This window comes from Vibrio sp. 2433-A1, assembly GCF_056726085.1.
Map to the genome: position 1 here is coordinate 71,938 of NZ_JBRESC010000004.1, position 26,895 is coordinate 98,832.

General features: G+C 44.3%; 20 protein-coding genes and 2 pseudogenes. 8 read left to right on the plus strand and 14 right to left on the minus strand.

Translation table 11 applies throughout. The annotated features are described in order from the left end of the window. Nucleotides 1-45: 45 nt before the first annotated feature. Nucleotides 46-1,242, minus strand: a complete 1,197-nt coding sequence (locus tag ACU01J_RS05555) for an anaerobic sulfatase maturase (protein ID WP_481084761.1) — start codon at nucleotides 1,240-1,242, stop codon at nucleotides 46-48. A 49-nt stretch (nucleotides 1,243-1,291) separates the two neighbouring features. Next, a complete protein-coding gene (locus ACU01J_RS05560) occupies nucleotides 1,292-2,887 on the minus strand; it encodes a sulfatase (protein WP_481084762.1) in 1,596 nt (531 codons plus the stop codon). 477 nt (nucleotides 2,888-3,364) lie between these two features. On the opposite strand from ACU01J_RS05560, the pseudogene ACU01J_RS05565 reads away from it, so the two are divergent. Both ACU01J_RS05565 and ACU01J_RS05570 read left to right on the plus strand, forming a co-directional pair. Next, a pseudogene (locus tag ACU01J_RS05565) lies at nucleotides 3,365-3,565 on the plus strand (transposase); the annotation flags it as partial. Between the two features lie 13 nt (nucleotides 3,566-3,578). Beyond that, a complete protein-coding gene (locus ACU01J_RS05570; RefSeq protein WP_481084763.1) occupies nucleotides 3,579-3,971 on the plus strand; it encodes a response regulator in 393 nt (130 codons plus the stop codon). Between the two features lie 74 nt (nucleotides 3,972-4,045). Here the strand turns inward: ACU01J_RS05570 and guaD are convergent, their stop codons facing one another. The 7 genes from guaD to ACU01J_RS05605 all read right to left on the minus strand — a co-directional run bounded on the left by guaD (nucleotide 4,046) and on the right by ACU01J_RS05605 (nucleotide 13,890). After that, the gene (gene guaD / locus ACU01J_RS05575) at nucleotides 4,046-5,383 is read right to left on the minus strand and encodes a guanine deaminase (protein WP_481084764.1); all 1,338 of its coding nucleotides are present in this window, start codon (nucleotides 5,381-5,383) and stop codon (nucleotides 4,046-4,048) included. A 39-nt stretch (nucleotides 5,384-5,422) separates the two neighbouring features. Then, nucleotides 5,423-6,274: a xanthine dehydrogenase accessory protein XdhC gene (xdhC, locus tag ACU01J_RS05580; protein ID WP_481084765.1), complete on the minus strand. Its 852-nt coding sequence runs from the start codon at nucleotides 6,272-6,274 to the stop codon at nucleotides 5,423-5,425. Between the two features lie 30 nt (nucleotides 6,275-6,304). Next, on the minus strand, nucleotides 6,305-8,692 hold the full coding sequence (gene xdhB / locus ACU01J_RS05585) for a xanthine dehydrogenase molybdopterin binding subunit (protein ID WP_481084766.1): 2,388 nt from the start codon (nucleotides 8,690-8,692) through the stop codon (nucleotides 6,305-6,307). Next, nucleotides 8,685-10,130, minus strand: a complete 1,446-nt coding sequence (xdhA, locus tag ACU01J_RS05590) for a xanthine dehydrogenase small subunit (protein WP_481084767.1) — start codon at nucleotides 10,128-10,130, stop codon at nucleotides 8,685-8,687. Before xdhA ends, xdhB begins: the two co-directional genes overlap by 8 nt. 311 nt (nucleotides 10,131-10,441) lie before the next feature. Further along, the gene (locus tag ACU01J_RS05595) at nucleotides 10,442-11,173 is read right to left on the minus strand and encodes a GntR family transcriptional regulator (protein WP_481084768.1); all 732 of its coding nucleotides are present in this window, start codon (nucleotides 11,171-11,173) and stop codon (nucleotides 10,442-10,444) included. Nucleotides 11,174-11,374: 201 nt separating this feature from the next. After that, nucleotides 11,375-13,036 (minus strand): methyl-accepting chemotaxis protein, encoded by a 1,662-nt coding sequence (locus ACU01J_RS05600; protein WP_481084769.1) that lies wholly within the window; start codon nucleotides 13,034-13,036, stop codon nucleotides 11,375-11,377. A 497-nt stretch (nucleotides 13,037-13,533) separates the two neighbouring features. Beyond that, nucleotides 13,534-13,890 (minus strand): PTS lactose/cellobiose transporter subunit IIA, encoded by a 357-nt coding sequence (locus ACU01J_RS05605; protein WP_481084770.1) that lies wholly within the window; start codon nucleotides 13,888-13,890, stop codon nucleotides 13,534-13,536. Between the two features lie 164 nt (nucleotides 13,891-14,054). Here ACU01J_RS05605 and ACU01J_RS05610 point away from each other — a divergent pair, with 164 nt between their 5' ends. The 4 genes from ACU01J_RS05610 to ACU01J_RS05625 all read left to right on the plus strand — a co-directional run bounded on the left by ACU01J_RS05610 (nucleotide 14,055) and on the right by ACU01J_RS05625 (nucleotide 18,021). Continuing rightward, the gene (locus ACU01J_RS05610; RefSeq protein WP_481084771.1) at nucleotides 14,055-14,393 is read left to right on the plus strand and encodes a PTS sugar transporter subunit IIB; all 339 of its coding nucleotides are present in this window, start codon (nucleotides 14,055-14,057) and stop codon (nucleotides 14,391-14,393) included. Nucleotides 14,394-14,465: 72 nt separating this feature from the next. Further along, nucleotides 14,466-15,809 carry a PTS sugar transporter subunit IIC gene (locus tag ACU01J_RS05615; protein WP_481084772.1) on the plus strand — a complete coding sequence of 448 codons (1,344 nt, stop codon included), beginning with the start codon at nucleotides 14,466-14,468 and terminating at the stop codon, nucleotides 15,807-15,809. Between the two features lie 49 nt (nucleotides 15,810-15,858). Next, nucleotides 15,859-16,965: a M24 family metallopeptidase gene (locus ACU01J_RS05620; protein ID WP_481084773.1), complete on the plus strand. Its 1,107-nt coding sequence runs from the start codon at nucleotides 15,859-15,861 to the stop codon at nucleotides 16,963-16,965. A gap of 6 nt (nucleotides 16,966-16,971) precedes the next feature. After that, nucleotides 16,972-18,021 carry a M42 family metallopeptidase gene (locus ACU01J_RS05625; protein WP_481084774.1) on the plus strand — a complete coding sequence of 350 codons (1,050 nt, stop codon included), beginning with the start codon at nucleotides 16,972-16,974 and terminating at the stop codon, nucleotides 18,019-18,021. Here the strand turns inward: ACU01J_RS05625 and ACU01J_RS05630 are convergent. After that, nucleotides 17,972-19,687 carry a BglG family transcription antiterminator gene (locus tag ACU01J_RS05630; protein WP_481084775.1) on the minus strand — a complete coding sequence of 572 codons (1,716 nt, stop codon included), beginning with the start codon at nucleotides 19,685-19,687 and terminating at the stop codon, nucleotides 17,972-17,974. The two genes, ACU01J_RS05625 and ACU01J_RS05630, sit on opposite strands and share 50 nt — an antisense overlap. Nucleotides 19,688-19,937: 250 nt before the next feature. Between ACU01J_RS05630 and ACU01J_RS05635 the strand changes: the two genes are divergently transcribed. Next, nucleotides 19,938-20,294, plus strand: a complete 357-nt coding sequence (locus tag ACU01J_RS05635; RefSeq protein ID WP_481084776.1) for a YibL family ribosome-associated protein — start codon at nucleotides 19,938-19,940, stop codon at nucleotides 20,292-20,294. A gap of 47 nt (nucleotides 20,295-20,341) precedes the next feature. Here ACU01J_RS05635 and ACU01J_RS05640 read toward each other — a convergent pair whose 3' ends face one another. Together ACU01J_RS05640 and ACU01J_RS05645 are read right to left on the minus strand one after the other, a co-directional pair. Continuing rightward, nucleotides 20,342-21,298 (minus strand): AEC family transporter, encoded by a 957-nt coding sequence (locus tag ACU01J_RS05640; RefSeq protein ID WP_481084777.1) that lies wholly within the window; start codon nucleotides 21,296-21,298, stop codon nucleotides 20,342-20,344. Between the two features lie 181 nt (nucleotides 21,299-21,479). Further along, nucleotides 21,480-23,261, minus strand: a complete 1,782-nt coding sequence (locus ACU01J_RS05645; protein ID WP_481084778.1) for a sodium:solute symporter family transporter — start codon at nucleotides 23,259-23,261, stop codon at nucleotides 21,480-21,482. A gap of 697 nt (nucleotides 23,262-23,958) precedes the next feature. Between ACU01J_RS05645 and ACU01J_RS05650 the strand changes: the two are divergent. After that, a pseudogene (locus ACU01J_RS05650) lies at nucleotides 23,959-24,162 on the plus strand (oligogalacturonate-specific porin KdgM family protein); the annotation flags it as partial. A 55-nt stretch (nucleotides 24,163-24,217) separates the two neighbouring features. Here ACU01J_RS05650 and ACU01J_RS05655 read toward each other — a convergent pair. Together ACU01J_RS05655 and ACU01J_RS05660 are read right to left on the minus strand one after the other, a co-directional pair. After that, nucleotides 24,218-24,934 carry a 3'-5' exonuclease gene (locus ACU01J_RS05655; protein WP_481084779.1) on the minus strand — a complete coding sequence of 239 codons (717 nt, stop codon included), beginning with the start codon at nucleotides 24,932-24,934 and terminating at the stop codon, nucleotides 24,218-24,220. Continuing rightward, complete coding sequence (locus tag ACU01J_RS05660) at nucleotides 24,934-26,796, minus strand: putative nucleotidyltransferase substrate binding domain-containing protein (protein ID WP_481084780.1); 1,863 nt, start codon at nucleotides 26,794-26,796, stop codon at nucleotides 24,934-24,936. Before ACU01J_RS05660 ends, ACU01J_RS05655 begins: the two co-directional genes overlap by 1 nt. Between the last annotated feature and the right edge of the window lie 99 nt (nucleotides 26,797-26,895).

Below are 26,895 nucleotides of genomic sequence, written 5' to 3' on the forward strand. Positions count from 1 at the left end.
AGTTACGAGCACGATAAGAACGTCTAGAGTTAACTCGTTAGTCGCTTATACTTGTTTTTTTGCCCACTCCATAACTGCAAAGACATTGTGCCCTTGATTTAGTTCTTTCACCATAAAATCCATGTATTTCGCCACGTGCTTAAAATAGTGCTGATAGCTTTGGCATAGATAGTTGTGTGGCAGTTGGTCAACGCTGGTATCGATGCGATGTTTTGGACATCCGCCATAACAACAAGTAGAAAACGGACATTGCAGGCACTGCTTCGAGAGCACAGATTTAGCACAAGAAAATTTCTTTTGCTGCTTACTTAAGACAAGTTCTGACAAAGGCTGCTGTTGGATATTACCTAAGCGAAACTCAGGGTAGACAAAGTGGTCACAGGAGTAAACATCACCATTACGTTCAATGATCAACGATTGGCCGCACTCTTTATTGAACAAACACATGCTCGACTCATAGCCAAACCATGAGATTAACGTTGCATCAAATAGCTGAATAAAAACGTTGCCTACATCCTCTTTGATCCACTCATCAAACACATCCGCCATAAACTGACCATAGCCATTTCGTGGTGTGGAAAACGGTTTAACACTTGAACAGTTTATTCTAATTACTGACTCTTCATCAGGGAATTGAATATCTTCAGCTTCGACAATTGGAATATACTGATGATGTCGAGAACCTAGCGATTTTAGAAAATTATAAATATCGGCACCATATTTATAGTTTTCGTTATTGACGACAGTTAAGGTGTTATATTCAACCTTATATTGATTAAATAAATTAATCACGTTAATAACCTTTCCAAAACTTCCTTTCCCAGAACGAGTAATGCGGTAGCGATCATGAATCGCTTGCATACCATCAATCGATATACCGACTAGAAACTGGTTTTTAGCCAAGAAGTAGGCCCAATCTTCGTTAATCAATAGGCCATTGGTTTGCAGCGTATTTTTGATGATTCTGCCGTTGGCGTGCTTGGTTTGAAATTGCAATGCACGCTGAAAAAAGCCCAATCCAGCCATGGTCGGTTCACCGCCTTGCCAAGCAAACTCCACCACATCAGTAGACTGGGAGTCAATATATGACTTGATATAGTTTTCAAGCACCTCATCACTCATGGCAATGCATTTTTGCTCTTTACGGTACAACGACTCTTTTTCCAAATAGAAGCAGTAGTCGCAGTTTAAGTTACATTCGAACGATGTCGGCTTAGCCATTAGATGGAAATTTTTATACATAACAAACCCTTCCCCCTCACTCTTGAATAGACTGAGGGGGGGAGACAGATTAAAGTTTCGCTAGTTCAGCAGGTGTGTAAAGTGGTTCGTCTTTACCAGTAATGCGATTGACTGGCCATTGAACATGTTTTGCTTTTAGCTCTTGCTCAAGTGTTGCTGCCATCTCGGCCAATTTCTTCGGTTCAGATTGAGCAAGATTGAAGCGTTCACCGATATCCTTGGCTGTGTTGTACATTTCCCACGTTTTGCTGTTGTAGAAGTAGATCACCTTGTAATCACCTTTACGTAGCGAAGTATGTGGTTCATAACCTGGACCGTGTGGCCCCCAAATATGTGGGTAGTGCATCACAAGAGAGCGTTCAAGGGTTTTGTCTGGATTTGACCATAGCTCTGTGGTGTCGACGCCATCAATCACGTAGCCCTCAGGAAGAACAGGCTTCGCCTTCGCTGCGCTGAGCAGAGTTGGGAACAAGTCTTCAATGATGATTGGTGATTCAGACACTGTACCAGACTCTATTGGAAGTGCTTTTTGTAGCGGGTTATTTAGGTTTGGTTGTGCCCAAGATACTAGATATGGAACGCGCGAACCACCATCGTAAGCTGAACCTTTACCCGCTTTAAGTGGGTAGTAGTGCGTGTTTAATTCAGTACCACGTGGGGAAGTTTGACGCGAATGCCCTGATAAGCCACCGTTATCTGAAGTGAAAACAACAATGGTGTTGTCAGCGACCCCTTTCTCTTCTAGGAATGCGAGAATGTTGCCCACACTGTCATCCATACCTTCCACTAAAGAAGCATAACGCGCTTCGATATCTGGCACTGCAATATCGGTGTTTTTGTACTGTTTTCCACGGTAGTTATCGATAAAGCGATGGTGCTCTTCGATTGGCGTATGTACCGCGTAGTAAGCCATATTGAGGAAGAAAGGTTTATCTTGAGCGAGGGCTTTTTCAATTTCACCATGGGCTTTTTCAGTTAGAACGTCCGTTAGGTGGACTTTCTTACCGTGATATTCGCTAAGCCCAGGTACGCCTTGTGGGTAACCATCTTTGACTGGTAGGTCATTGCCAAAGTTTCTCTCACCTTGATAGGATGCTGGCGCACCAGCAGCATGACCAGCCACGTTGACGTCAAACCCGAGGTTGAGTGGGTCTGCGCCGGTGGTATTGAGTGCTCCAAAGTGTGCTTTACCAATATGCATGGTGTAGTAGCCAGCATCTTGAAGTTGCTTAGCTAGAGTGACATCGCCTTTCTCAATGCCAATTGTATCCCAATTGCGTGGTGAGGTGTTTGGTCCCCAAGGGCCATTTTGTGCGTCACTGTTTGGCAGCATGATCCAGTTAGAGCTATGGTGACGCACTGGATTTTGACCTGTCATCAATGAGATACGGCTTGGGCTACATACTGCATGCGAATATGCTTGGGTAAATTTCACACCATTTTTAGCAATTTTTTCCATTGCTGGCGTGCGATAAAAATCGTTAGCAGGGACTCGCTCTGGCGCAAACTGTACTGAGGTATCTGTCCACCCCATATCATCGACCAAAAATAGAATGATATTGGGCTGCCCTTGGCTTTCTGCTAATACATTGCCACTAGTTAGTAACCCTAACCCGATGGACATAACAATTTTGGACTTGTTCATTTTGTACTCCATGTAAGCATATCGATGGATTGATTAAATATGCTGACATCAAGATTATTTTACGTCCTTAAAGAAAACATGATTGTTTGTCACATCTTTCAATGTGACTATTTTTCGTTAGAAACCTTTCATTATTACCATTTTATTTCGCTAAACTTTCACTTCGTGCTTACATTTATCTAACACAGCTCACAGTTATATTAAAATAATGAAAGTAATTATTTAAAACTATCAACCCCTCTTTTGTTAATTCACAAATTGATCAACTTCACATTTCAAAAAATATGCATAAAATATTTACGACGCACTGCAAGTAAGTGGCTTTGTTGCGTAATTCGTTGGAACTAAATCAGAAAGTTACGATCGCCCACCAATCGTTGTAGCCTCATGCCTAAGCCTCGTTACAAAACAACTAACTGGAAGCAGTACATAAAGCCTTAATCAACCGTGGTTTTCTGACCTTTTGGATTGATGAGGAAGCGCAGAGTCTGGCGTAAGTTGCACATCGCAGTAGATACAAGTACTCACGAAATAATCGCAGCAGAGCTGAGCTTATCTAACGTAACCGATGCCGAAATGCTCCCCAACTTACTCAAGCAGACACGTCGTAAAATCATTGAGATATCAGGTGATGGCGCTTATGACACAAGGAACTGGCATGATACTATACGGATAAAGTGAGCGGGCGCTAATGCCTACAGCGGCAGACTCTCCATTACGAGCACTGGTTGTTGAAGATATGCAAGTGAATCAGTTTGTAGTCGAGAAAATGTTGTCGCTTTTGAAAGTGGAAGTAGAGATGGTTAACAATGGCCAGGAATGTCTCGAGCGTCTAAAAGAAAGTGAGTTTGACGTGATCTTTATGGATATTCAAATGCCTGTTATGGATGGCATGGAAACGCTCAAACATATTAAAGCTCAACGACTCGCCCCCAATTCGGTCATTATTGCTTTAACCGCCAACACATTTGAAAGCGACGTCGCTTCTTATCTTGAGGCAGGGTTTGAAGATGTCCTATCGAAACCGTTTCAGCTTGAGTGGATGAAAGAAATGCTGAGCAAATATTGCCATCGACATGAGTAAAAAAACGCTCCCCATGAGGAGAGCGCTTAACAATAAGTTGAGAGCGCTGGGTTAAATTACCCTATTGTATTGGTTTAACTAGCGAACTTTTTTACGTCGATGTTTCCTTGTGCTGCGTAAGCCTTTTCACCGTAAATGAAGGTCTCACATACTGTGCGGTCATCACCTAAGCTCATTAATACAAACAGCTTTTCTTCAAGCGTGGACGCTTGTTTCATTCTAAAGCGCATCAATTGGGTTGCATGCAAATCAAGCACGACGAAATCGGCTTCCTTACCTACTTCTAAGTTACCAATCTTATCTTCTAGGTGGAGTGAGCGTGCGCCACCTAAGGTTGCTAGGAACAGCGATTTGAGCGGGTGGAGTTTCTGTTGCTGAAGCTGCATAATTTTGTACGCTTCACTCATGGTTTGCAGAATCGAGAAACTAGTACCTGCACCGACATCGGTACCCATGCCGACTCTTACGCCGTGTTCTTCAAGTTTTGGTAGCTTAAATAGACCAGAGCCTAAGAATAGGTTCGAAGTTGGGCAGAAGGCGATAGCAGACTCAGTATCGGCTAAGCGCTTACATTCACAATCTGATAGATGAATGCCGTGAGCAAACACAGAGCGCTTGTGCAGCAAACCGTAATGGTCATACACATCTAGATAAGAGTCCCGCTCTGGGAATAGTTCGAGTACCCATTCAATCTCTTTCTTATTTTCAGAAAGGTGGGTGTGCATGTAGACATCAGGATACTCTTCAAGCAGTTTTCCAACAGTAGCGAGCTGCTCTGGGGTGCTGGTTGGTGCGAAACGCGGTGTTACGGCGTACAAGAGTCGATCGGTATTGTGCCACTTCTCGATGAGTTCTTTTGATGCTTCATAGCCAGACTCTGGTGTGTCTGTTAGGTAATCAGGGGCGTTGCGATCCATTAATACCTTACCCGCGATCATGCGCAGTTTACGTTTTTGCGCTTCTTCGAAAAACACATCGACCGACTCTTTGTGTACGGTGCCAAATACCAGTGCGGTGGTGGTGCCGTTACTGGCTAGCTCGTCAAAGAACAGCTTAGCCACTTTGTGGGCGTAGACTGGGTTCTTAAAACGGCGCTCTTCTGGGAAGGTATAGTTTTCTAGCCAATCAAGCAACTGCTCACCGTAAGAGGCGATCATTCCGGTTTGAGGGTAGTGAATATGGGTATCGATAAAGCCTGAGGTGATCAGTTTATCTTCGTATTCGGTAATACTGATATCTTTAGGTTGGCGAGCCAAAACTTCTTCTGTCTCACCGATATCAACAATATGGCCATCTTCGACAACGATAATACCGTCATCAAAAAATTGATAAGAGTGGTCTAGTCCGACATCTTTTGGGTCAGCGATGCTGTGCAAAATGGCTGCACGATAAGCGTTACGTTGCGTTGTCATTGTTACTTCCTTTTAAAACCCGATTACCTTGCAATCGAGTTAGGCGATTTTCTCTTCCAATTCGGAATCGCTCTGTTGATTACTTTTACTGTGTGCCGTAGGGCGTTTTTGTTCAAGAGGAATGCCCTGATAGTGTGCGATAAGTTCACCTGCAACCGAGACCGCTATCTCTGCTGGGTGTTTTCCATTCACCATGCTGACACCAATCGGGCAAATCATGGTGTCGATTTGTTCATCGGTGTAACCACGCTGCGCTAAACGCATATCGAACTTCTTACGTTTGGTCAGTGAGCCAATCATGCCGAAGTAGACGCTGTCATCACGGTCAATAATGGCTTTAGCAAGGTCAAAGTCGAGCTGGTGGTTGTGGGTCATTACCAAGAAGTAACTGTTTGGCGGCAGGTCTCGAACATCGCCCACCGGATCGTCGGTCACTAACTTAGTCACATTACGTGGCAGATCATCAGGGAAAACGTCATCGCGTTGATCAATCCAAGTCACTCGGAAAGGAAGGGTGGAGACGATATGCAAAAGGGCTTTGGCAACATGACCTGCACCGAACACAACCAGATGCTTTTGCGCGGTGCCAATCGGTTCAAAGCTCAGTGTTGCCATTCCGCCACAACACTGCCCCAAACGAGCACCAAGATTAAAGCGTTCTACTTTTAGTGAACGTTCACCCGCAATTAGCATTTCACGCGCCATTTTGGTCGCAACATGCTCGAGATGACCACCACCAATGGTAGCAATCAGTCGGTCACGGGTTACCAGCATTTTAGTCCCGGCATCCCTTGGCACAGAGCCACGGTCTTCCAATACCGTTACCATCACACACGGTTCGCTGTTTTTTTCTAGTTGCGCCAGTTCATGAATCCAATTGTCCTTAAACATACGTCTCTCCTTGAACGGTTAAGCCCTTTGTTATGCTTCCTGAGTGCTTTGCTGTGAGGTCTTCTGAGGCTGAGTTACTTTAGAAATTGCCATCAGAACACGCTCTGGTGTCGCAGGTGTATCCAGTTTTGGAATGGCACCATCTACGGCAACAGAAGCGATCGCGTCTCTTAGAGCGCTCCACACTGACATACCCAACATGAATGGCGGTTCACCGACAGCTTTCGAGTTGAATACCGTATCTTCTGGGTTAGCTCGGTTTTCCAGAAGTTGGGTATGGAACTCAATCGGCATATCCGCAATTGCAGGGATCTTGTAACTTGCAGGGCCGTTGGTCATCAAGCGACCCTGCTCGTTCCAGACCAGCTCTTCGGTGGTTAGCCAGCCGACACCTTGCAAGAAGCCGCCTTCAATCTGACCAATATCGATCGCTGGGTTAAGCGATGCGCCTACATCGTGAAGGATATCTGCACGAAGGATTTTGTACTCACCTGTTAACGTATCAACGATAACTTCTGAACAAGAGGCACCGTAGGCGTAGTAGTAGAACGGACGGCCACGTGCTTTTTCATGATCATAGTAGATCTTCGGTGTACGGTAGAAGCCAGTGCTCGACAGCGAAACCTGGTTGAAGTACGCCAGTTGAACAAAGGATTCAAAGGTCATGATCTCATCACGGATGACGATCATGCCGTTTTTGAACACCACTTCTTCTGGTGATACTTTGAAGTGACTAGAAGCAAAATCAATCAGACGTTGTTTGATCGTCAGAGCGGCATTTTGGGCTGCTTTACCATTGAGGTCGGCGCCCGATGAGGCCGCAGTTGGCGATGTGTTCGGTACTTTGTCGGTATTGGTAGCGGTGATTTGGATACGTTCAACATCAACTTGGAACTCCTGTGCAACGATTTGTGCCACTTTGATATTCAAACCTTGCCCCATTTCCGTACCACCGTGATTCAAATGAATACTGCCATCGGTGTAGATGTGTACTAGAGCACCTGCTTGGTTTAGGAAAGTCGCCGTGAATGAAATACCAAATTTCACCGGAGTAATCGCTAAGCCTTTTTTCAAGATAGGGCTTTGCTTGTTGAACTCCGCAATGGCTTTACGACGCGCATGGTAGTCACTGCTTTGCTCAAGTTGTTCGGTGATCTCTGGTAAGAAGTTATCTTCAACCGTTTGGTAGTAGTGAGTGACATTACGCCCTTCACCACCGTAGTAATTCGCTTTACGTACTTCGAGTGGATCTTTGCCTAGATATAGCGCGATCTCGTCCATGATGTGCTCGATGGTCATCATGCCTTGTGGGCCACCAAAACCACGGTAAGCGGTATTCGATGCCGTGTTGGTCTTGCAACGGTGCCCCGTGACTGTTGCATCACCTAGGTAGTAGGCGTTGTCTGAATGGAACATCGCACGGTCAACAATCGAGCTTGATAGATCTGGTGAGTAACCACAGTTACCTGACACGATGATCTCAGAGCCTTGAATCACACCATCATCATCAAAACCAATTTTGTATTGGTTGTAGAATGGGTGGCGTTTACCCGTCATGGTCATGTCTTCTGCGCGTGGTAGGCGCATCTTGGTCGGTCGTTTAGTTAGGTGAGCGATCACAGCTGCCATACACGCAGGTGCTGCGGCTTGGGTTTCTTTACCACCAAAGCCACCACCCATACGGCGCATATCGATCACCACTTTGTGCATCGGTACACCAAGTACTTCGGCAACCAGTTTTTGTACTTCAGTCGGGTTCTGCGTTGAAGTGTAAACGATCATGCCGCCATCTTCGGTTGGCATCACGCTGCTCACTTGGGTTTCAAGGTAGAAGTGCTCTTGACCGCCGATATCAATATCGCCCTCAATCACGTGTTTTGCGTTGGCAATGGCGGTTGCAGAGTCACCACGTTTTTGCTGGTGGCTTTCTGTTACGAACAGCTCTTTTTCCAGTGCTTCTTTGACATCAAGAACAGGAGGCAGCGCTTCATATTCCACGATAGCCGCTTGAGCCGCTTTACGTGCTGTTTCCATATCGTTAGCAGCAACGGCGATGATCGGTTGGCCGTAGTATTGAACTAGGCCATCAGCCAGTAGCGGGTCCCCAGGGAAAACTGCACCGATATCCAGTTGACCTGGGATGTCTTCGTGGGTGATCGCAATGGCTACGCCTTCAAATTCATAACATGGCGAGACATCAAGCTTGGTAATTTTTGCGTGCGCTTGGGTACTTAAACGCGCATACACATGAAGCTGATTCGGGAACTCTAAACGGTCATCGATGTAGACCGCTTCACCGGTTACCTGTTTTGGGGCGCTGTCATGTTTTACGCTTTTACCAACGCCAGTTTTAAGATCCTGCTTTACGATGGCGACCATCTCATCATGAGAGAGAGTCGGGTGGTGTGCGTTAGACATAAGACGTTACCCTTGTTTCAATCTGGTTGTTGTGATGGTTCTGCTCGATGTAGAAACGACGTAGCATATTGGCCGCTGTCATTGAGCGATACTCTTTGCTGGCGCGGAAATCGGACAGTGGTTCAAAGTCGTTGTGAATCTCTTGCATCGCTTCGTCGACATTTGCCTGAGTCCACTCTTTGCCCAACAAGGCGTTTTCACAGCGTGTTGCACGTTTGGGGGTTGCTGCCATACCGCCAAAGGCGATACGAGCGCTAATCACTTTGTTGTCTTCAATTTGGATATTGAATGCGCCACAAACCGCTGAAATATCATCATCTAGGCGCTTAGAGAGTTTGTAAGCGCGGAACGTCTCATTTGTCTTCGGTTTCGGGATGATTACTTGCTCGATAAACTCACTCTCTTGCTGAGCAGTGACTTTGTAGCTAATGAAGTAGTCTTCGATTGGCACAACGCGTGATTGCTTACCACGACGCAGTTTTACTTGCGCGTTGAGTGCGATCAGAAGTGGAGGCGCATCACCGATTGGCGAAGCGTTACCAATGTTGCCGCCAAGCGTGCCTTGGTTACGTACCTGCAGAGAGGCAAAGCGGTGCAGCAATTCACCAAAATCAGCGTAGTGATGCGTCAGTAACTTGTAGGCGTCACTGATCGCTACGTTGGCACCAATGTGCAGCGCGTCTTCACTCTCTTCACACACTTTCATATCTTCAACTTGAGTGACGTTAATCAGAGTTTCGATTTCACGGTGGAACTGAGTCACCTCAAGGGCTAAATCTGTACCGCCTGCCACCAGTTTGGCATTGGGGTGTGAAGAATACAGATCAGCCAGCTCATTAACGCTACGAGGAAGGTACGCGGTTAAATTGCCATGGCTTAGGCTTGCTGGCTGTTCTTGTAGGGTTTGTAGTCTTGCGATTGTGGTTTTTTCAAGCTCAACGAATTGATCCATTAATGGCTCGTCAGAGGCCAGAGATAATGCTGCATCCACAATCGGGCGGTAACCCGTACAACGACATAAGTTACCTGCTAGGGATTCCATTACGTCTTCTTTATTGGCGGCTGGTTTGTTCTTGCTTAGGGCGAACATCGACATAATGAAGCCCGGCGTACAGTAACCACATTGTGAGCCGTGGAAGTCGACCATGGCTTGTTGAGTCGGATGCAGTTTGTTTTTGTTTTGAAGATCTTCCACAGTAATCAATTGCTTACCGTGTAGGCTTGAGACGAACGTCAAACAAGAGTTGACTGAACGGTATTGAAGCTGACCGTTGATTACTTCACCTAGTACGACTGTACAGGCACCACAGTCACCTGAACCACAGCCTTCTTTGGTACCTGTTTTTTGTACTTCTGTTCTCAGGTATTGAAGGACCGTCATATTTGGCGACAGCTCACTTTCTTGTCTGAGTTCTTGATTGAGTAGGAAAGTAATCAAGAGACCTCCTTGTGTATTGACACTTTTGTTTCGTAATTTTTTCTGACCTTGTGGTCAATAATTGGTTATTTTGACCGCAAGGTCAACTTTAAATTTACAAAAATGCAACATGAAAAAAGGTGATTTAGAGATTGGGATTAGTTGATAATACTATTAACTTGTTGTATTTATTGATTTTTTAATAATCTTTTAATTAAAAATCTCTACGTAAAGAATTTTAATATTGTATTTTATTTTGTGTACAATTTTGGTGTGAGAAAGAAAAAAACCCAGCAGAGTGCCGGGCTTGGAATTTTGTGAAATGCTAATGGCTATCGGCTATTGAGCACATCTGAAAATACGACATGTAGGTCGTTAGAGGCTGCGTTACTGTCTAGGTTTAACTTAGAGCGAATGTGGTCAAGATGTTCTTGCATCATATCGACAGCGCGTGTTGTCTCTCCTAACTCAATTGCATCGAGTAGATTTGAGTGCTCATCGAGAGAACAGTTGGCATGATTTCCGGTTTCGTACTGAGCAATCAAAAGCGATGTTTGAGATACTAGGCTACGCTGGAATGCAAGTAGCGGAGCGTTGTTGGCCATCTCGGCGAGTTTAATGTGGAACTCACCGGACAGTCGCAGTCCTTTACCATAGTCGTCATTGTCGAACGCTTGATTCTCTTTCTCTACCAAGCGACGGCATTCTTCAATTTTAGCGGGCGTTGCATGCTCCACAGCAAGCTCGGTGATAGCAAGCTCCATTACTTCACGTGCTTTAATAATTTGCTTAGCATCTTCTTTAGTGGGAGCTGCGACCATAGCGCCTCGATTAGGGCGAATACTCACGACCTGCTCCATCGAAAGACGCAGTAGTGCACGTCGAATAATCGTACGGCTGACATTGAATATTTCAGCTAGGGCTTCTTCATTGAGCTTTGTAGCTGGTGGTAGACGTTGTTCAAGAATTGCATCGAAGATATGGCAGTAGACAACGTCATCTTGTGTTTGACCGGCGACTTTAGTTTTTACGTTTTTAGCCACAGAATTTTTTAGATTTGCCATAGGCTGCGTTCACTCTCAAACCATTTATTTCCCTAATAAAACAATCATACTTTACTTTGTATACATGTGGCTAGCACCGAGCGTCTTTTGCGACTTTGTACGCACACCCCGTTGGAAATTAGATGAAACAAAACGATAACATTTCAGGTTCTAAAAATAAGAAAGCCGCCAGTGGTTGGCGGCTTAGTCATGTGTAAAAGGTTATACCGTGAAGCGATCAACCAGTTCGTACAACTCATTGGCGCGCCCGTTGAGGGCTTGGCTACCAGTACGGTTTTCATTAGCAAGCTCTGCGGACTGATAGCTTTGGTCGGAAATCACCACAATGCGTTGCGAGATCTCCTGTCCGACTAAGCTTTGTTCTTCGGTTGCGGTAGCGATCAGAGAGTTCATATCCATAATCGTACCGATCGATTCTTGGATCTGAATCAGTGCTTGCGCGGCAGCTTTTGCTTCTTCAACGGTGCTTGCACCACGTTTTTGACTCGATTCCATTGCTTTTACCGCATCATCTGACGCCGCCTTGAGCTGTTCAATCATCTGGTGAATTTCCCCTGTGCTGTCTTGAGTTCGACTCGCAAGTTTACGGACTTCATCGGCAACCACGGCGAAGCCTCGGCCTTGTTCACCCGCACGGGCTGCCTCAATCGCAGCATTGAGTGCCAGTAGATTAGTTTGCTCGGCGATGTCTTGTATCACGGCCAGTGAAGAGGAGATGTTTTGCACGTCACCTTCCAGGCGAGAAATCACGCCATTCGCTTTGGAAACCTCTTCCGCCAACGCTTCCACAGACTGAACCGATGAATTGACAATGTTTTGTGCTTCCTTCGCGTTGTCGTCGGCTTCCTTGGCAGAGTTGGCCGCTTGGCTAGCGTTATTTGAGATTTCACTTGCTGTAGTGGTCATCTCGGTCATTGCTGTCGCGACTTGCTCGGTTTCCTCGCGTTGGCCTGAGGCTAGGTCATCAACCTTGCTAGCGCGTGATGACATGTTATTGGTTTCTTCCACCACCTGTTGGCCTACGTCTGTCACACTTCGGATGATGTCTTGCAAGCTAGCAACGAAGGCATTGAAGTTTTTGCTTAATCGTGAGAATTCAGGTGCTTTGAAGTCTTCCATTCGAGCTGTTAAATCCGCATCACCGCTGGCGAATGAACTGATAGAGTCATCGAACAATTCAAGCGGCTTCATAATGGTGCGGTTTACTGCGACTGCAAACACAGCGACGATTGCCGCGATGATCAAACAGAAAACGATGATTGCTGAAAGGGTGGTTTGCAGCGCGCTGGTAGTCGCGTTTTCCATTTCAGCGATAATGGCATCAATATCGTCGGTGTAGAAACCCGTACCAAGCATTAAATCCCACTCTGGGATATAAATTGAATAGCTAAGTTTCGGAAGAGCTTTTGTTTCACCCGGTTTAGGGAAATAGTAGGTGGTGAACTCGCCAGTTTTAGCATTACGAATCAGATCTTGAATCAGATAGTTACCATGCTTGTCTTGCAAGTTCCAAAAGTTCTCACCGACCCCTTTTTCACTTTGGCCTTGGACTCGGCGTACCCCTTTAGAGTCATAACCGAAGACATAACCAGATGTACCATATTCAAGAACTTTCAGTGTAGGGTAAGCTTCTTCGAGTGTTGCTCCTTTATCAAGAAAAGGTTGAATTGCCGATTTCGCCATTTGAAGATAGTTTTTGAGTTCTTCCTTCTTCATGTTCATCATGTTGGTGTGGGTAATGTCGATCTGTTGCTCATTCAAATCGGTAGTTTTCATATAGGTAAAGCTAAGCATACCCAGAGCAATAACCAGTAGCGGAACCAGTGCCAAAATATAAAGGCGGCTGCGAATTGTAAGGCTCATACAAATATCCTTTTGTTGTAATTGAGGCTTTTATCTCTAGAGCAAACAGGCCAGAAAAGAGCGTCTCATTCTCGGATTTTAACGAGTATCGTTTTGGCTGATATTATAAGACTAATCGATTCTCGTGATTGTAATGATCATTTTGACAAATCTGTCAATTTTGTATTATTAGACCTTAGTTGGATAATTCTCGGGTATCAACTTTAAGGTGTAATCTGGTAAATAGGTTGCCTTAAGTAATCCTTCTACGCCACGTTTTGCTTTACTTGTGAGCAACCCATACAGAGCCTTAAAATGGTTGATGTATGGAGGGGCATAGCAATAGCCACATGTATCGGTTAGGCTGGGAATATTAAATGACTTAGACTTAGAGTTGAGGGTAGCCTATTGGCCATCTCTGGCGACTTTTATCATCAAAACTCGTTGCGAGGTTCTAAATGATAGGGGGGACGTGGTGTTTATTCACCACGTCGGCATTGCTGTAGGAGCGGGGGGGATTAGCGGTTTAGCAATGCTTGTTCTAATTTGTACATACGACGGTTTTGCTCGATCATTTTACGGATTAGCTCACGCTCAGATAGTGTTGTCATTAAGTGATCTTGAGCGTGTACCATGATCATGCTGACAACTATTTTTTTACCACCGATTTCTTGGCGAATCAGATCCGTTTGTACCTCATGAGCTTTTCGTACGCTCATATTACACTGCTCCATCATCGCGGCTGCTTCTTCAAACTTTCCTTCTTCTGATAGCATTAAAGCTTCATAAGCATAACCCTTCGCTTCGCCAGAATAACTAACGATAGAGATTATGACTTTTTCGAATTCTTCGTTCATTTCTTGAGAGTTGCTCATGGGGTATTCCTAAGTTTTTATTTGATGATTACACCTTATCAGAAGCGAATAAAAAATCGATGAAACTTGATTTCACAATGTCAGTGAAATCAAGTTTCATTGACGAATGTAAGTAAATGTTTATAAATTGACCTGTACCCGAATAATAAATAAAGGACTGTATGATGAATATTTTATTAGTGTGTGCTGGTGGTTTTTCAACAACCATGATGATGGAAGAAATAAAGAAAACTATCAATGGTAGTCAGAAGCTTAATATTGAGGACTTTAACCTTGAAGCGATTTCAGTAGATCGACTACCAGAAAAAATTAATAACTTTGATGTTATTTTGGTAGGGCCTCAATTAAGTCACAAATATAAAAATATTGAAGAGTCTGCTTTAGAAAATAATAAACCTTCTGTTCTACTTTCAGCGGAAATTTACGGCGCAATGGATGGGGCCACTGTACTCAAACAAGCCTTACTTGCACATAAAAAGCACCAAGTGACCTTGGCTGACTAAGCTTTTCTCCTATCCCTATCACCTGCGTATATACGCAGGTGGTACTTACAATAATGAATAAAGGTTACGCATATGAGCCTATTTGCCTCGTTTGAAAAATTGCTCAGTAAAGTGTTATTACCGATTGCTGAGAAAATTGATAAACAAGCTCACTTAAGTGCTGTAAAAAAAGGTATGGTTGTATTAACACCAATCTTACTTTTAGGTTCAATGGCTTATCCATTGAAAGCTCTAAAGAATGTATTTTCTGATTCTGCTGCCGTACAAGAGTGGTTTATTCATAACACCTATCTTATCGATGTTTTAATTAAGTTTTCACTTGGTTTTATTGCAATTTATACTGTGATAGCTATTTCTTATTTTTTAAGCGAAGGCTATAAAATATACACAGTTGGTGCAGTGGCTTTATCTCTTTTTGCTTATTTGATTATGACGACATCTGTCCACCCTGATGGTTCTCTAGATGTCAGCTTCTTCGACTCAAAAGGTCTATTTACAGCGATATTTATTGCGATCATCAGTGTGGAAATCTATCGCTTCTTTACTGAAAAGAAACTGGTGATCAGGATGCCTGAAGGGGTACCAGATTTTGTTTCCAGTTCATTTGAATTGATTACACCAACTGCCTTTATCGCTGTGTTGTTTATTTCTGCACGTTACTTTATTGCACAATGGACGGGGGGCTTATTATTACCTGAAATCCTGATGCAAGTACTTGCTCCTGTGGTCGGTAGTCTAGATAACCTATGGGTCGTGTGGTTTGTGATCTTACTGCGCCTATTGTTCTGGTTCTTCGGTATTCACTCTGCAGTATTAAGTCCGATTCTATCGCCGATCTTTGTTCAATACTTATCTGAAAACATCGCAGCGAAAACAGCAGGTATCGAACTTACTCACTTTGTCACTGGCGGTACGTTCTCAGCATTCGTTAACTTTACTGGTTCCGGTGTTACTTTAGGTCTGGTGATTGCGATGTTGATCGCCAAAACTCAACGCTACCGTAAGGTTGGGCAGGTCTCTTTAGTGCCAAGTTTGTTTGGCATTAACGAACCTGTGCTGTTTGGTGCCCCTATCATCTTGAACCCTATTTTGTTTATTCCGTTCGTATTAGGTGGTTCGTTGATTGGTATCTTCCCACTGGTATTGATGAAATATGGCTTCTTAGCCAAACCGTTTTTTGATCCACCGTATCTACCACTGTTCTTTGAAGGTTACTTAACTAGCTTTGACTGGAAGACACCGTTTGTTCAGATAGTGCAGATCGTCGCTTCATTCTGCTGTTACTACCCATTCTTTAGAATTATGGATAGACAAGAGATGGCACGCGAAGCAGCACATAAAGAGGAACAAAATAAAAAATCAGTCTTTAGTAAGAAAGATGATGAGCTGCTAGATGAGTTAGGACTTGATTTCTAACGTAACAGCGCCAGCGTGTGGTTTTTTATACTAATTAATGGATATTGGAATGCGAACATTTAGCCTGGAGCCTTACCTAGAAAAGTTTGATGCTCTGCTTGTCAGTGATAGTCACCACAAACGTTATTTAAGTGGCTTTACTGGCAGTGGAGGACACTTACTGTTGACTCCATCAGGCAATGAGCTTCTAGTGGCCGGTAAATATTGGCAGCAGGTTATTGAGCAAAGCCCTAATTGTTTAAGTGTATCAACAGACCGATACGGCTGGTTAGAAACATTACAACAGAGGTTAAATGTTCACGGTATTCAGAAGTTAGGTTTTGAGAGCCACGCGCTGAGCTTTCAGCAAGTTGCACAGCTAAAACAAACTCTTTCACAGCAATTGGTGGACACGAATAATATCATCTCTCCGATGAGACGTTGTAAATCTGAACTGGAAATTGCTCTTATCCGCCAAGCGTGTGATATCACCGAAAGGGCCATTGAGAGAGGGTTAAGCGAATTTTACCTAGGCATGACTGAGTCTCAATTGGCAGCGTACATAGAGTTTCATGCTCGAATGTTGGGTGCTGATAGTGTTGACTTCCTAATCGTTGTATCTGGTGAACGTGGAGCGCTTCCTCATGGTCGACCTTCTAGCCGTGTGATTGAGGCAAATGAACTGGTCACGATTGATTTTGGCGTGGTTTATCAGGGTTATCACTCTGATGTCACTCGAACTTTTTGTACCGGGCCAATTGTCGAACCGTTGCAATCTATTTTTGATGTGGTTTATAAGGCACAGAAAATTGGGGTTGATAAGCTTCGTCCCGGAATCGCTGCTAGTCAAGTGGATAGGGATGTCAGGCAGTACATTACCTGCCAAGGGTATCGAGAAGAGTTTTGTCACGGTTTAGGTCATGGTGTAGGGCTGCAAGGGCATGAATACCCGCAGCTCACACCAGATAGTAGTGCGACATTAGACGTAGGAATGGTTGTAACTATTGAACCAGGGATCTATGTACCACAAGTTGGAGGGGTTAGGATCGAAGATACATTAGTGATCACTGAAAGCGGAAGTGAGAGTTTGACTCAACTACCGAGAGAACTTCGTATGATCCCCTTACAGCCTTTCCAATTTATGAATCCGATGACCAAAGAAGAGCATCAGGAGTAATAATTAATGAATAACTTCAGTTTGTTAGCACAACTGAACAATGCCCATGCACCATCTGGACGTGAGTGTGAAGTAAGAAAAGTTTTGTGTGATGAACTTGTGGATATCGCAGATGATATTCACTTTGATGGTTTAGGCAGTTTGATTGCGCGGCTAAATCGCAGTGCAATTGGCCCTAAAGTAGCTTTGGTTGCACATATGGATGAAGTGGGCTTTTTGATTCGAGAGATTCGCAGTGATGGTTTACTTAAAGTATTTAAGTTAGGTGGTATTGATCCACGAGTGGCGATCAACAGTGAAATAGAGCTCAAAACGCGCGGTGGTGAAAAGTATACAGGCCTATTTTGGAGCGACAAGCCACTAGCAGATTTAACTATGGAAGATTTGTGGCTTGATGTGGGTGCAACAAGTCGTGAGCAAGTTGCTGAAATGGGTATCGAAATTGGTGATAGTGCGGTATTCGCAACTCGTCATTTCCAATTAAATGCTAGCGATACCTTTGTAGGTAAAGCAATGGACGATCGTATTGGTTGTTGGCTTGGGGTTGAAGTAATGCGTTCACTCAAACAGAACCTACCTTTTTGTGATCTTTATTTCGTTGCTACAGCACAGGAGGAAGTGGGCACCAAGGGTGGAAAAACCGCGATTGAGCAGCTGAAACCTGATGTTGTTATCGTTTTGGATGTAGCGACTGCAAAGCATCTTACCTCAGACTCTGGATCTCAGCGCCTGTACGGCCATGGACCATGCCTAGTTGTTGCTGACAAAATAGCTTTAGGGCATTACCCATTATTGAATTTAGTGAGTGATGTGGCGAAAGAGCACGGTATTGCTGTTCAGCGTGATTTTCTTGCGGGAGGTGGTACAGACAATGGTGCAGCGACGCTTGTTGGGAGTGGTATTGCAGGCTTGGCAATTATATTACCCGTGCGTAACTGTCACTCTGCTTATACCCAAGTTAGACAAAGTGATGTATTAAACTGTCTCGCCTTGCTCAAGCATGTAGTTACTCAGTTGGATGAAACGCAGATAGCGCGTTTGTACTCCTATTGTTAAAGGGAGCTTCTGTATCGGCTGAAAGAAAAGGCCCTTGCTCGGTAAGCTTTTGGTGCAATTGATGTACAGCACGTAAGTGCTGTACATTATCCAAATGACTGATCATTACGATTTGACGGATACTTCGTTGGAAAACATCACTGATTGGCTTATCTAAGCGCAAATGAACAAAGCTGATTCGCTTACAGTGCGATGCACTTTTACCATGACAAACGAGTAGACCATGCTGAGGAAAATAGGCATGGTTACGGGCGTAAAATAGCGTAATGATGCCTTGATAATAGTGTTCGTTGACCAAGCCAAGGTTGTTCATCTTATTACTTAACCAGTTGAGTATTGGTATTAATTTGCCATCAGTAGGTAAGGTTGACGTTGCTTTTAGGGTTACCAGTAAATCATCCAATGATGGTAAAGCACGGTCGTCAATCACCTTATCACCGAGCTGAGCCAATATTTGTTCAACAAATGTTTCATTGTGGAGCCCAACACAGCTGTTTTTAGTAATCGCTAACAAGGTTTCTAAAGAGATACAGTGATCGCTATGCGCTTCAATTGCACGATTGATCAATCGGGTAATGTAACAGATTTCTTCGTTACGCAGTGGCTCAACAAGATGGTATTGATATTCTATTGCAACAGCTTTAACTTGTTCAAATAACAGTTTTGAGTATGGACTTTGTTCACCAAGTTGCGTGTTGAGGTTGTTTTTAGCTCGATACACCGCGGTCATCAGATAAGTGACGATATCATCTAGCAATGCAGTGTCAGTTAGAAGATCTTTTCCACAATCTTGGCTAACTACGCTTAGAAGTTGGAATATAAAACTTTCTACTTGAAGGCGCTTTTCATAGAAACCATCAGTATTTACCCCTCCAAGGAAGTACTCAGAGAGATGCAGAGCTTCAAAATGAAACCTTTCTTGTTGCCAATCCAATGCATCCTTTATGTAGCCAAAAGCTTTGGTTGATTGCAAAAAAGTCGCATTATTTTTGCGTGTAATAAATACCCCTTGATCAATGCGGCTTAAGGTGATCATTACGTAGATAGTAAATAGGTTTCTAAACTCATCGCTTAAAGCACAGTGTGCACTTTGTTCAATTTGAGTGACGGATAAAAACGCTTTATATGGCTGATACTGTTCGATATAACTTTGCACAATGGCCACTATATCTCGCTCGTAGAAATAGCGTTTTTTGAGATAATTAACTTGGTTATTTTTGCAATAAAGATACTTGGAGGCGTAACACATTTGTAAATAACGTATCTGCTTCTCTTTACCTGTTACGTGCAGATGTTGATCGATGACGATCAGTTCTAATCCTAACGTATTGAACATTTTATTGGTGGCACGTAGATCTTTGTTGAGTGTTGGCCGACTGATCTTCAGATACTGTTGAACCTTACATAAAAGCGTCTGCGGTGCGAATAGTGCTATGACGGCAAGGTATTCCTCCCGCTCAAATTTGGAGTAGACAAAGTTGGTCGCGAACGTATCACCAAAAAACGGACTGGGGTCATAAGGGTAGTGGAGCTCACCGTTGGTTAACTCGATAGGTGTCATTCCCAACTTTTCTAGATAAAAATTGATGTTCTCAATCGCATAGCGAAGGTTACGCGAAGTCATGTTGAATACAGAAGCGAGGGCATTGATAGTCGTACATTGCATAGTAAGGGCCGTGACGATATCAAAATGCTGTTTATTGAGACTCATGAGCGGTTAGAACAGTAGAATTTGTTTAACTATATCAACGATAAACAGATATTTATGAGATCTAGCCAACTAAAAAGGAGCGAGAGGAAGCTGTCCTTTTGTTTTTAAATAGAGGGACGATTTGTGAGGTGAGGATTATCGTTAGGGTAGTGAATCGCCTTGTGCTACACTCACAGCCCTTTTCTGTTTCAATGAGATAATGACCATGAGCCTTAAACAAGAACTACAAAACCTGAATAACCGTATCGATAGCTGCAATCGCAAACTTGATGCTGCAAAAGGCCGTGGTGATGGCGAAATGATCAAGAAGTTTACTGATGAGCTAGACAAGCTAAACAAGAAAGTAAGCTCAATGAAGCACAAACAACAATACGACATGAACAAAGAGCGTAAAAGCCTACAAGACATGCCATTTTCTCGTGAAATCACTAAAGCAGAACAGGCTGATATGGGCCAACTGAAAAAGTCTGTGCGCGGTTTAGTGGTTGTTCACCCAATGACAAAACTGGGCAAAGAACTAAAACTTGAAGTGATGACAGGTTACGCACCAAAAAAATTCTAAACTCAATATGCTTCTATCGTTGGCGACTTCATATGAATGTCGCCGTTCTAAATCAAGCTATACGCTTTTAAAATTACAATCCCCACAGTACAAGTCACCGTTGAAATCACCGTTGTTAAAGCAATGATATTCGCCGCTAAGACCGAGTTTCCTCCCATTGAACGTGCCATAACATAGCTTGCTGCCGCTACAGGAGAGGCGTTCATAAAGAACAGAATGCCAAGCTCAATCCCTCTAAAGCCGAATAAATACGCACCTGTGGTAATCACGATAGGAGCAACGATCAGTTTGTAGCTACTGGCAAACCAAGACGGTCCTTTCTCTTTCTTCATCAAACTCAAATCGAGTGAGCCACCAGTGCACAAGAGGGCGAGGGGAAGTGTCATCTTCGATAGATAGTTACCGGCATCAATCGCCACATCTGGAACTGGAATCGATAGAAGATAGAACGCCATGCCAGACACAATCGAGATGATCAGCGGATTGCGGGTTAAGGTTCTCATCATCATTTTGGCAGCTTGAGAGCCTGACGTTGCACCTTTTGGAGACAAGCAAATCACGGCTTGCACGTTATAGATAAAGGTGGTCACCGCAACATAAAGCGCAGCCAGAGCGACACCTTGTGAACCGTAAGCGTTCGCTACATACGCAATACCAATGATGCCCGTATTGGCGCGAAAGCCTCCTTGAATCAAAACACCTTGGTCTGGTGAAGATTTGAAGAACAGTTTGACGGAAATATAGGTGAAGATAAAAAACGAAATGCTGGCAATAATGCCGTAATTTACAAATCCACTGGCTGCGGAAAAGTCGTGTTCGGAGACGACGATACTCAAAAATAGCATCGCAGGCAGCGTGACCTGAAACACTAGTTTCGAGCCGACTTCGATAAAGTTGTCGTTGATAAGCCCAATGCGTTTGAAGATAACGCCCGATAGCAGCATTAAGCAGATGGGACCAGTGATCGACAACGAGAATAGCAACTGATGTAAAACAGCATCCATGAGTGTATCCGCAGCAAAAGAAAAGAGCTTTATAATTGTCATACAATTAAACCATAACTCAATCTTAGGAGACAGTAGGGTGGTGAAATTTTCTGTAGTTATTGTAAGGAGTCTAGTGTTGTTTCGACGTTAAGATTAGAAAGCGGCCAGCACGTGACCGCTTAATTAAAGATGGTGAAAATTAGCTTTCGGTTACCGCTTGTTGGGTTTGAGTACCGTTGTCGTCAACCGCTTTAACAAGTAGCAGACCAACGCCACCTACAATGGCACCACACAAGATGAAGACTAAGCGTCCCCACACTGGGTTTGGCAGTAGCGCCATCAGCATTACGCCTACACCAGCGACTGCGATCAGCTTGCCAAGCATTTGACGTTGCTTGTTATCCAGAATTTTCTGCTCTGTAGATTCAGCAACAAGTGGTGTTGATAGGTTGTCGAAGAACTTATCTACGTCTGCCTGACGTTTATCACTTAGCGGCTTGTAGAACAGCGTTGATAGGACGAAGAAGCCACCCGTTAGCGTAATGTGGCTAACTAGACCAATCGCCACTTTAACGTCTGACCATTCACGGCCAGTAAGCTGTTCAAGACCGAATGCTGAAGAAACCATGTCAGCAGTGATAACGAAACCAACAACGTAAGAGACAAGACCACCGACAATCAGCGTACCCCAACCAGCCCAGTCTGGCGTTTTCTTAATAAAGAAGCCTAGGAATGCAGGGATGGTCATTGGGAAGCCGATCAAGGCACCTACGTACATCATGGTGTCGAACAGGCTTAGCCCTTTTAGTGAGTTGATGAACTGCGCAACCAGGATGATGGCAATCCCAAATACCGTTGAAGTAATTTTCGATACCGTTACCAGCTCTTTCTCTGATGCTTGGCCACGGCGAATTACTGGTTCGTAGAAGTTCTTAACGAAGATACCAGAGTTGCGGTTTAGACCTGAGTCCATTGAAGACATGGTCGCGGCAAACATTGCTGCTACGAGAAGGCCAACCATACCTGCTGGCATGTATTCTTGTACGAAGTAAAGGTAAGCGAAGTCGCCTGCTTTATTGCCTGCATCTGGGTAAGCGGCCGATAGGTCAACGCCTTGACCCGCAATGTACCAAGAAGGCATGAACCAAATGAATACGCCGCCTAGCATTAGAACACACGCTAGCAATGCTGCTTTCTTCGCGTTTTTCGAGTCTTTTGCTGCAAGGTAGCGGTAAGAGTTCAACATGTTGTTAGTAATAGAGAACTGCTTAACAAAGATGAAGAACGCCCAAATGCTAAAGATGCTTAGGTAGTTCAGGTTGTTACCAGAGACGAAAGAACCGCCTTCTGCAACAGGGAAGTTACTGATGACTTCAGTAATGCCGCCGCCTTGAACGATAGCAACAACCGCACAGGTTACCGTTACCGCCATGATGATCACCATCTGCATAAAGTCAGACGCAATAACCGCCCAAGAGCCACCCGTTACTGACATAATCAGTACCACCAAACCGGTAATCCAGATGGTTGCTGTCATATCAAAGCCGAAAATGCCAGAAGCGATGATTGCCAGTGCATTCAACCAAACACCAGCAGACACCACACTGTTTGGCATTGAAGACCAAGTAAAGACTTGTTCGTTCGTCGTGCCAAAACGCATACGAATCGCTTCAATTACCGTCACTACACGTAGCTGGCGGAACTTTGGTGCGAAATAAGCAAAGTTCATGAAGTAACCGAATGCGTTTGCTAGGAAGATAACCGCAACCGCGAAACCATCGTTATAAGCTTTACCTGCTGCACCAGTAAACGTCCATGCAGAGAACTGCGTCATGAAGGCCGTTGCACCAACCATCCACCAAAGCATGTTGCCGCCGCCTCGGAAATAGTCACTCGTCGTACTGGTAAACGTCCTGAACATCCAACCTATTGCAATTAAGAATAGAAAGTAGATGCCTACAATAAGTGTATTGAGTTCCATCTTTAGACCTTTTGATCGTTATTTAATATCTTGAGGTAATACTAACTACTGGCTTTTTTATTTGTAGTACAATAACTCAAAATCGTGACGAGTGATACGGAATGAGTCATTTCAATAATCATACAAGTGATCGTGATCGGATATTGACATTGAACTCAAAAGGGGAAGGGTACACCAAGTCAGTATCGCGATAAGTTATCAATGACTTTGGCATGCACTCGATTGGTTCAATAGCGTTTATAGCCTTGGGTAATAAGGGTAATAATGAAGTAATAAGGTGTGAATTATTGTTAGATTTGTATGACTATTATGGGTGAAAGAACGCCCACGACATGCCTGTAATGCGTGGGCGAAAAACGGTATTGATACCGTCTGAACCAAGGGCTTTGTTGGATTGCAATAGAACTGTGAAATGAGCTTCTGGATGTAGCTGATAGATACTCGAGGGGTACATCTCTCATCGTTGCCTAAGCACGTTACGCTGTAAGAGCTTCGACAATTATTGCTGAGTTCAACAAAGCTAGGCTCTGCAAAGTGTTGTTATGATATGGGAGCAACTATACCAGTCGACACAATTTATCCTCCTTGTCTGCTCGAACTCGGCGTTTTACTTATGCCGATTGGTATTAAATATTTCCCACTTAAGTTCAATGAGAACCACAACCGTTGGAAGCAACAATAAGCTGCTTAGAAACATCAAGACTTCTTTAGTGATGAGTGGAAATTGGGTAATCGTGACGGTAAATATGAATGGGATAACAACATGAAAACCGGCTACAAAGGCGAGGGCTGGAATTGGCGTCCATACGTTGAGGTTGGAAACGTGCAGTGCAATAGTTCATGTGATGATAGCTCGTCTCGTCAGTTACGTAGTCGTATCGGTGTGACTTACCGCTTCTAAATTGTGCGTTATTGTCCGTCTAAAAAGCCAGCGATATGCTGGCTTTTTCGTGTCTCTAGTGGCTTAATCGATAGAGTAAACCTATCGTAACGGGCTTACTTGAGGCGAGTCGTGCTTCTTGAGCAAGTAGTAACTCTGCGGTCGCGACAGCATCCATTAAGGCATTATGCTCTATGTATTCAGGCAGTTGGTAGCGTTCTCTTGTTGCACCAAGTGACACATCAAGGTCTTGATGATTATTGATCGCACGTGCTAACTTTTTTTCGATACAAAGCGTATCTAGCCACATTAAAGGGACGGCATTCAGCTGAAAACGATACGAGAGGTAACGCTGGATAAAACTGTTTTCTACAGAGCAAGAGTGGGCAACCAATACTTTACCTTGTGCAACCTCAAACAACATCTGCATTGCTAGGTGTATGGAAATGCCACCTTCCAGCATCTGAGGCGTGATATGGTTGATAACCGCTGTTTCTGGTTTGATTTGCGAATCACTATTGATGTACATGTGCTGGCTGGTGGCTAGATCCACTTTGCCATTGACAATATTTACCCAACCGATCGACAAAATCAAATCTTCTTCGCTGTCTAAGCCGGTTGTTTCCAAATCCAGCACCATGTAATTGGCGTCTCGTGCGAATTGCGCCGTTTCAAGACGTGGCGTTTGAACCAGCGCTTTGATGTGCTCTGGCATAGTCGTCTGTTTAACGTATTGTTCGCGCTTTCGATTCAGGCGCGAGCAAGGATGAAAGTGTTCTAAGATTCGCTTCATTAACGGCTCCCAAACCGCACTTTCGCCGCTTCTTGTAAGTCAGCAATAATACGAAAGGCGTCTTTCAGGTGTTGGCGCTCAAAGCTACCGAACGTATTTGGGTCGATGTGGTTATTTGGCTCTTCACCGCGTTTCAGCGCTTCTAACTGATGACCAAAACGGAACGACAAGATGAACTGGTAGGCGTTCAAAATGTTCTTGTACGCATCTTCACTTAATACGCCCGCTTCATTCGCGGCTTTGAAACGCTCGTCGGTTGCCGTTAAATCACATTCAACCGCCAAACCGTAAATGCGTGCCAAATCGATGATCAGATTGATGGCGTACTTCTTCACATCGAGCGTCTTCTTATTATCACCTGACTTCTCCAAAACCAAACTGTTGAAGATGCCCAAGGGTGGGTTGGTGTTCACCGCATCGTTGACAAGCATGGCGAGGAACTCACGATTACTGCGAATGTTAGTATGCAGTTCATCTCGCAAGATGCTCTCGTAATCTTTATTGCCGTAAAGGGTACGAATTTCCAAGAACACGCTGATGTTTAGCAAGCGCTCGTACTCTGGGTTGGCAACCCATTTCTTGTAGTATTTCTTCCAGACACTCAGAGGTTGGCACCACTTGGGCGTTGCGGCCATAAATTTGCCAGTACACAAAGGGTAATCACAGCTCGCAAGGCCATTACTGACGATCATAGCAAGATGTTTGAAATAAATTCGATCGTTTTCCGTCGCGTGGTCAGCAAGAACAATCGCACTGTCTTGATCTGACAACATGTGGACTTCGTTACGAGCGTGGGAGCCTGCCACAATCCATGAGAACTTACATGGCGGCGGACCAAGCTTATCCATCGCGATTTGAATTAAACGGCGCGTGTAGGCATCCATGATCATCGTCATCACTTTACCGATGGCTTCTGGTGAGACGTGTCCATCCACCAAGGCTTCAAAGATCGCTTGGCGCTCAGGGGTAAAGCTCGACAGGGATTTCACGCTGCCTGCGTATTTGATTTTTTCGATCAAAAAGATCGCTTGTACACGGTGGTTTTGCACAAGGTGTGTTGTAGTCAGCACGCCAACGACCTTGTTGTTTTCCACTAATGGCAGGTTGCGAATATTGTGCTGCATCATCATTGATGCGGCATGCAAGACGAGCTCATCCGGTTTGATGGTTTGTGGATTGTGGGTCATCACTTCATAAATAGGGCGGTCAGTACTTACACCTTGTGCGATAACGCGCTTGGTCATATCGCGGTCGGTAATCAAGCCTACGATTTTGTCGTTCTCGCAAACCACGGCGCATGGCGAGCACTTGGTCAGCATCTCGTTTGCAACGGTTTGAATCGACTGGTCGGCAGTCACCACAGCAACGCGACCGCTAGCAACCTCACTAACCCGGCGAATGAACAAACCTTTCTCTTTGTTGGACCAAACGACATCCAGTGCTGATTTCAAACGAACCTGTGCCTGTGAAGCAAAATGCTCCGCACATTCAGGGTGGGTTTCGAACAGTTTTTTAAGCGCCGAGTTGGGAATCACATAAATCAGTGAGTTCTCTATCGCGATGGCACGGTAGCCTTTCGTGCTGTCGATTTGGTTGCCAAGAAAGGTAAAGCCGAAGATGTCTTCTGGCCCCAGTTTCGCACGCAGCACGCCATCGGACTTTCTTTGCTCCATGGAGCCTGTACGTATGATGTAGAGTGACTTTTCTTGGCCTGTCACGCATTGGTCAATGACTTCACCTTTGCCAAGGTAGGTAATCTGCACGTGCGATGCGAGTTCACGCAAGGCGGGTTTTGGGATCTTGTCGAATGGGTCGATTTGTCCAATAAATTGCAGGATGTTTGGCAGCAAAGATTCAGTCATAACACAGCACTTTAGTAAATTTAATTTGTATTATTATATATATAAATTAAATCAAAGTATCACTGAATAAGAAGTTTTTTGTGAGGATAGAGAGGGTTT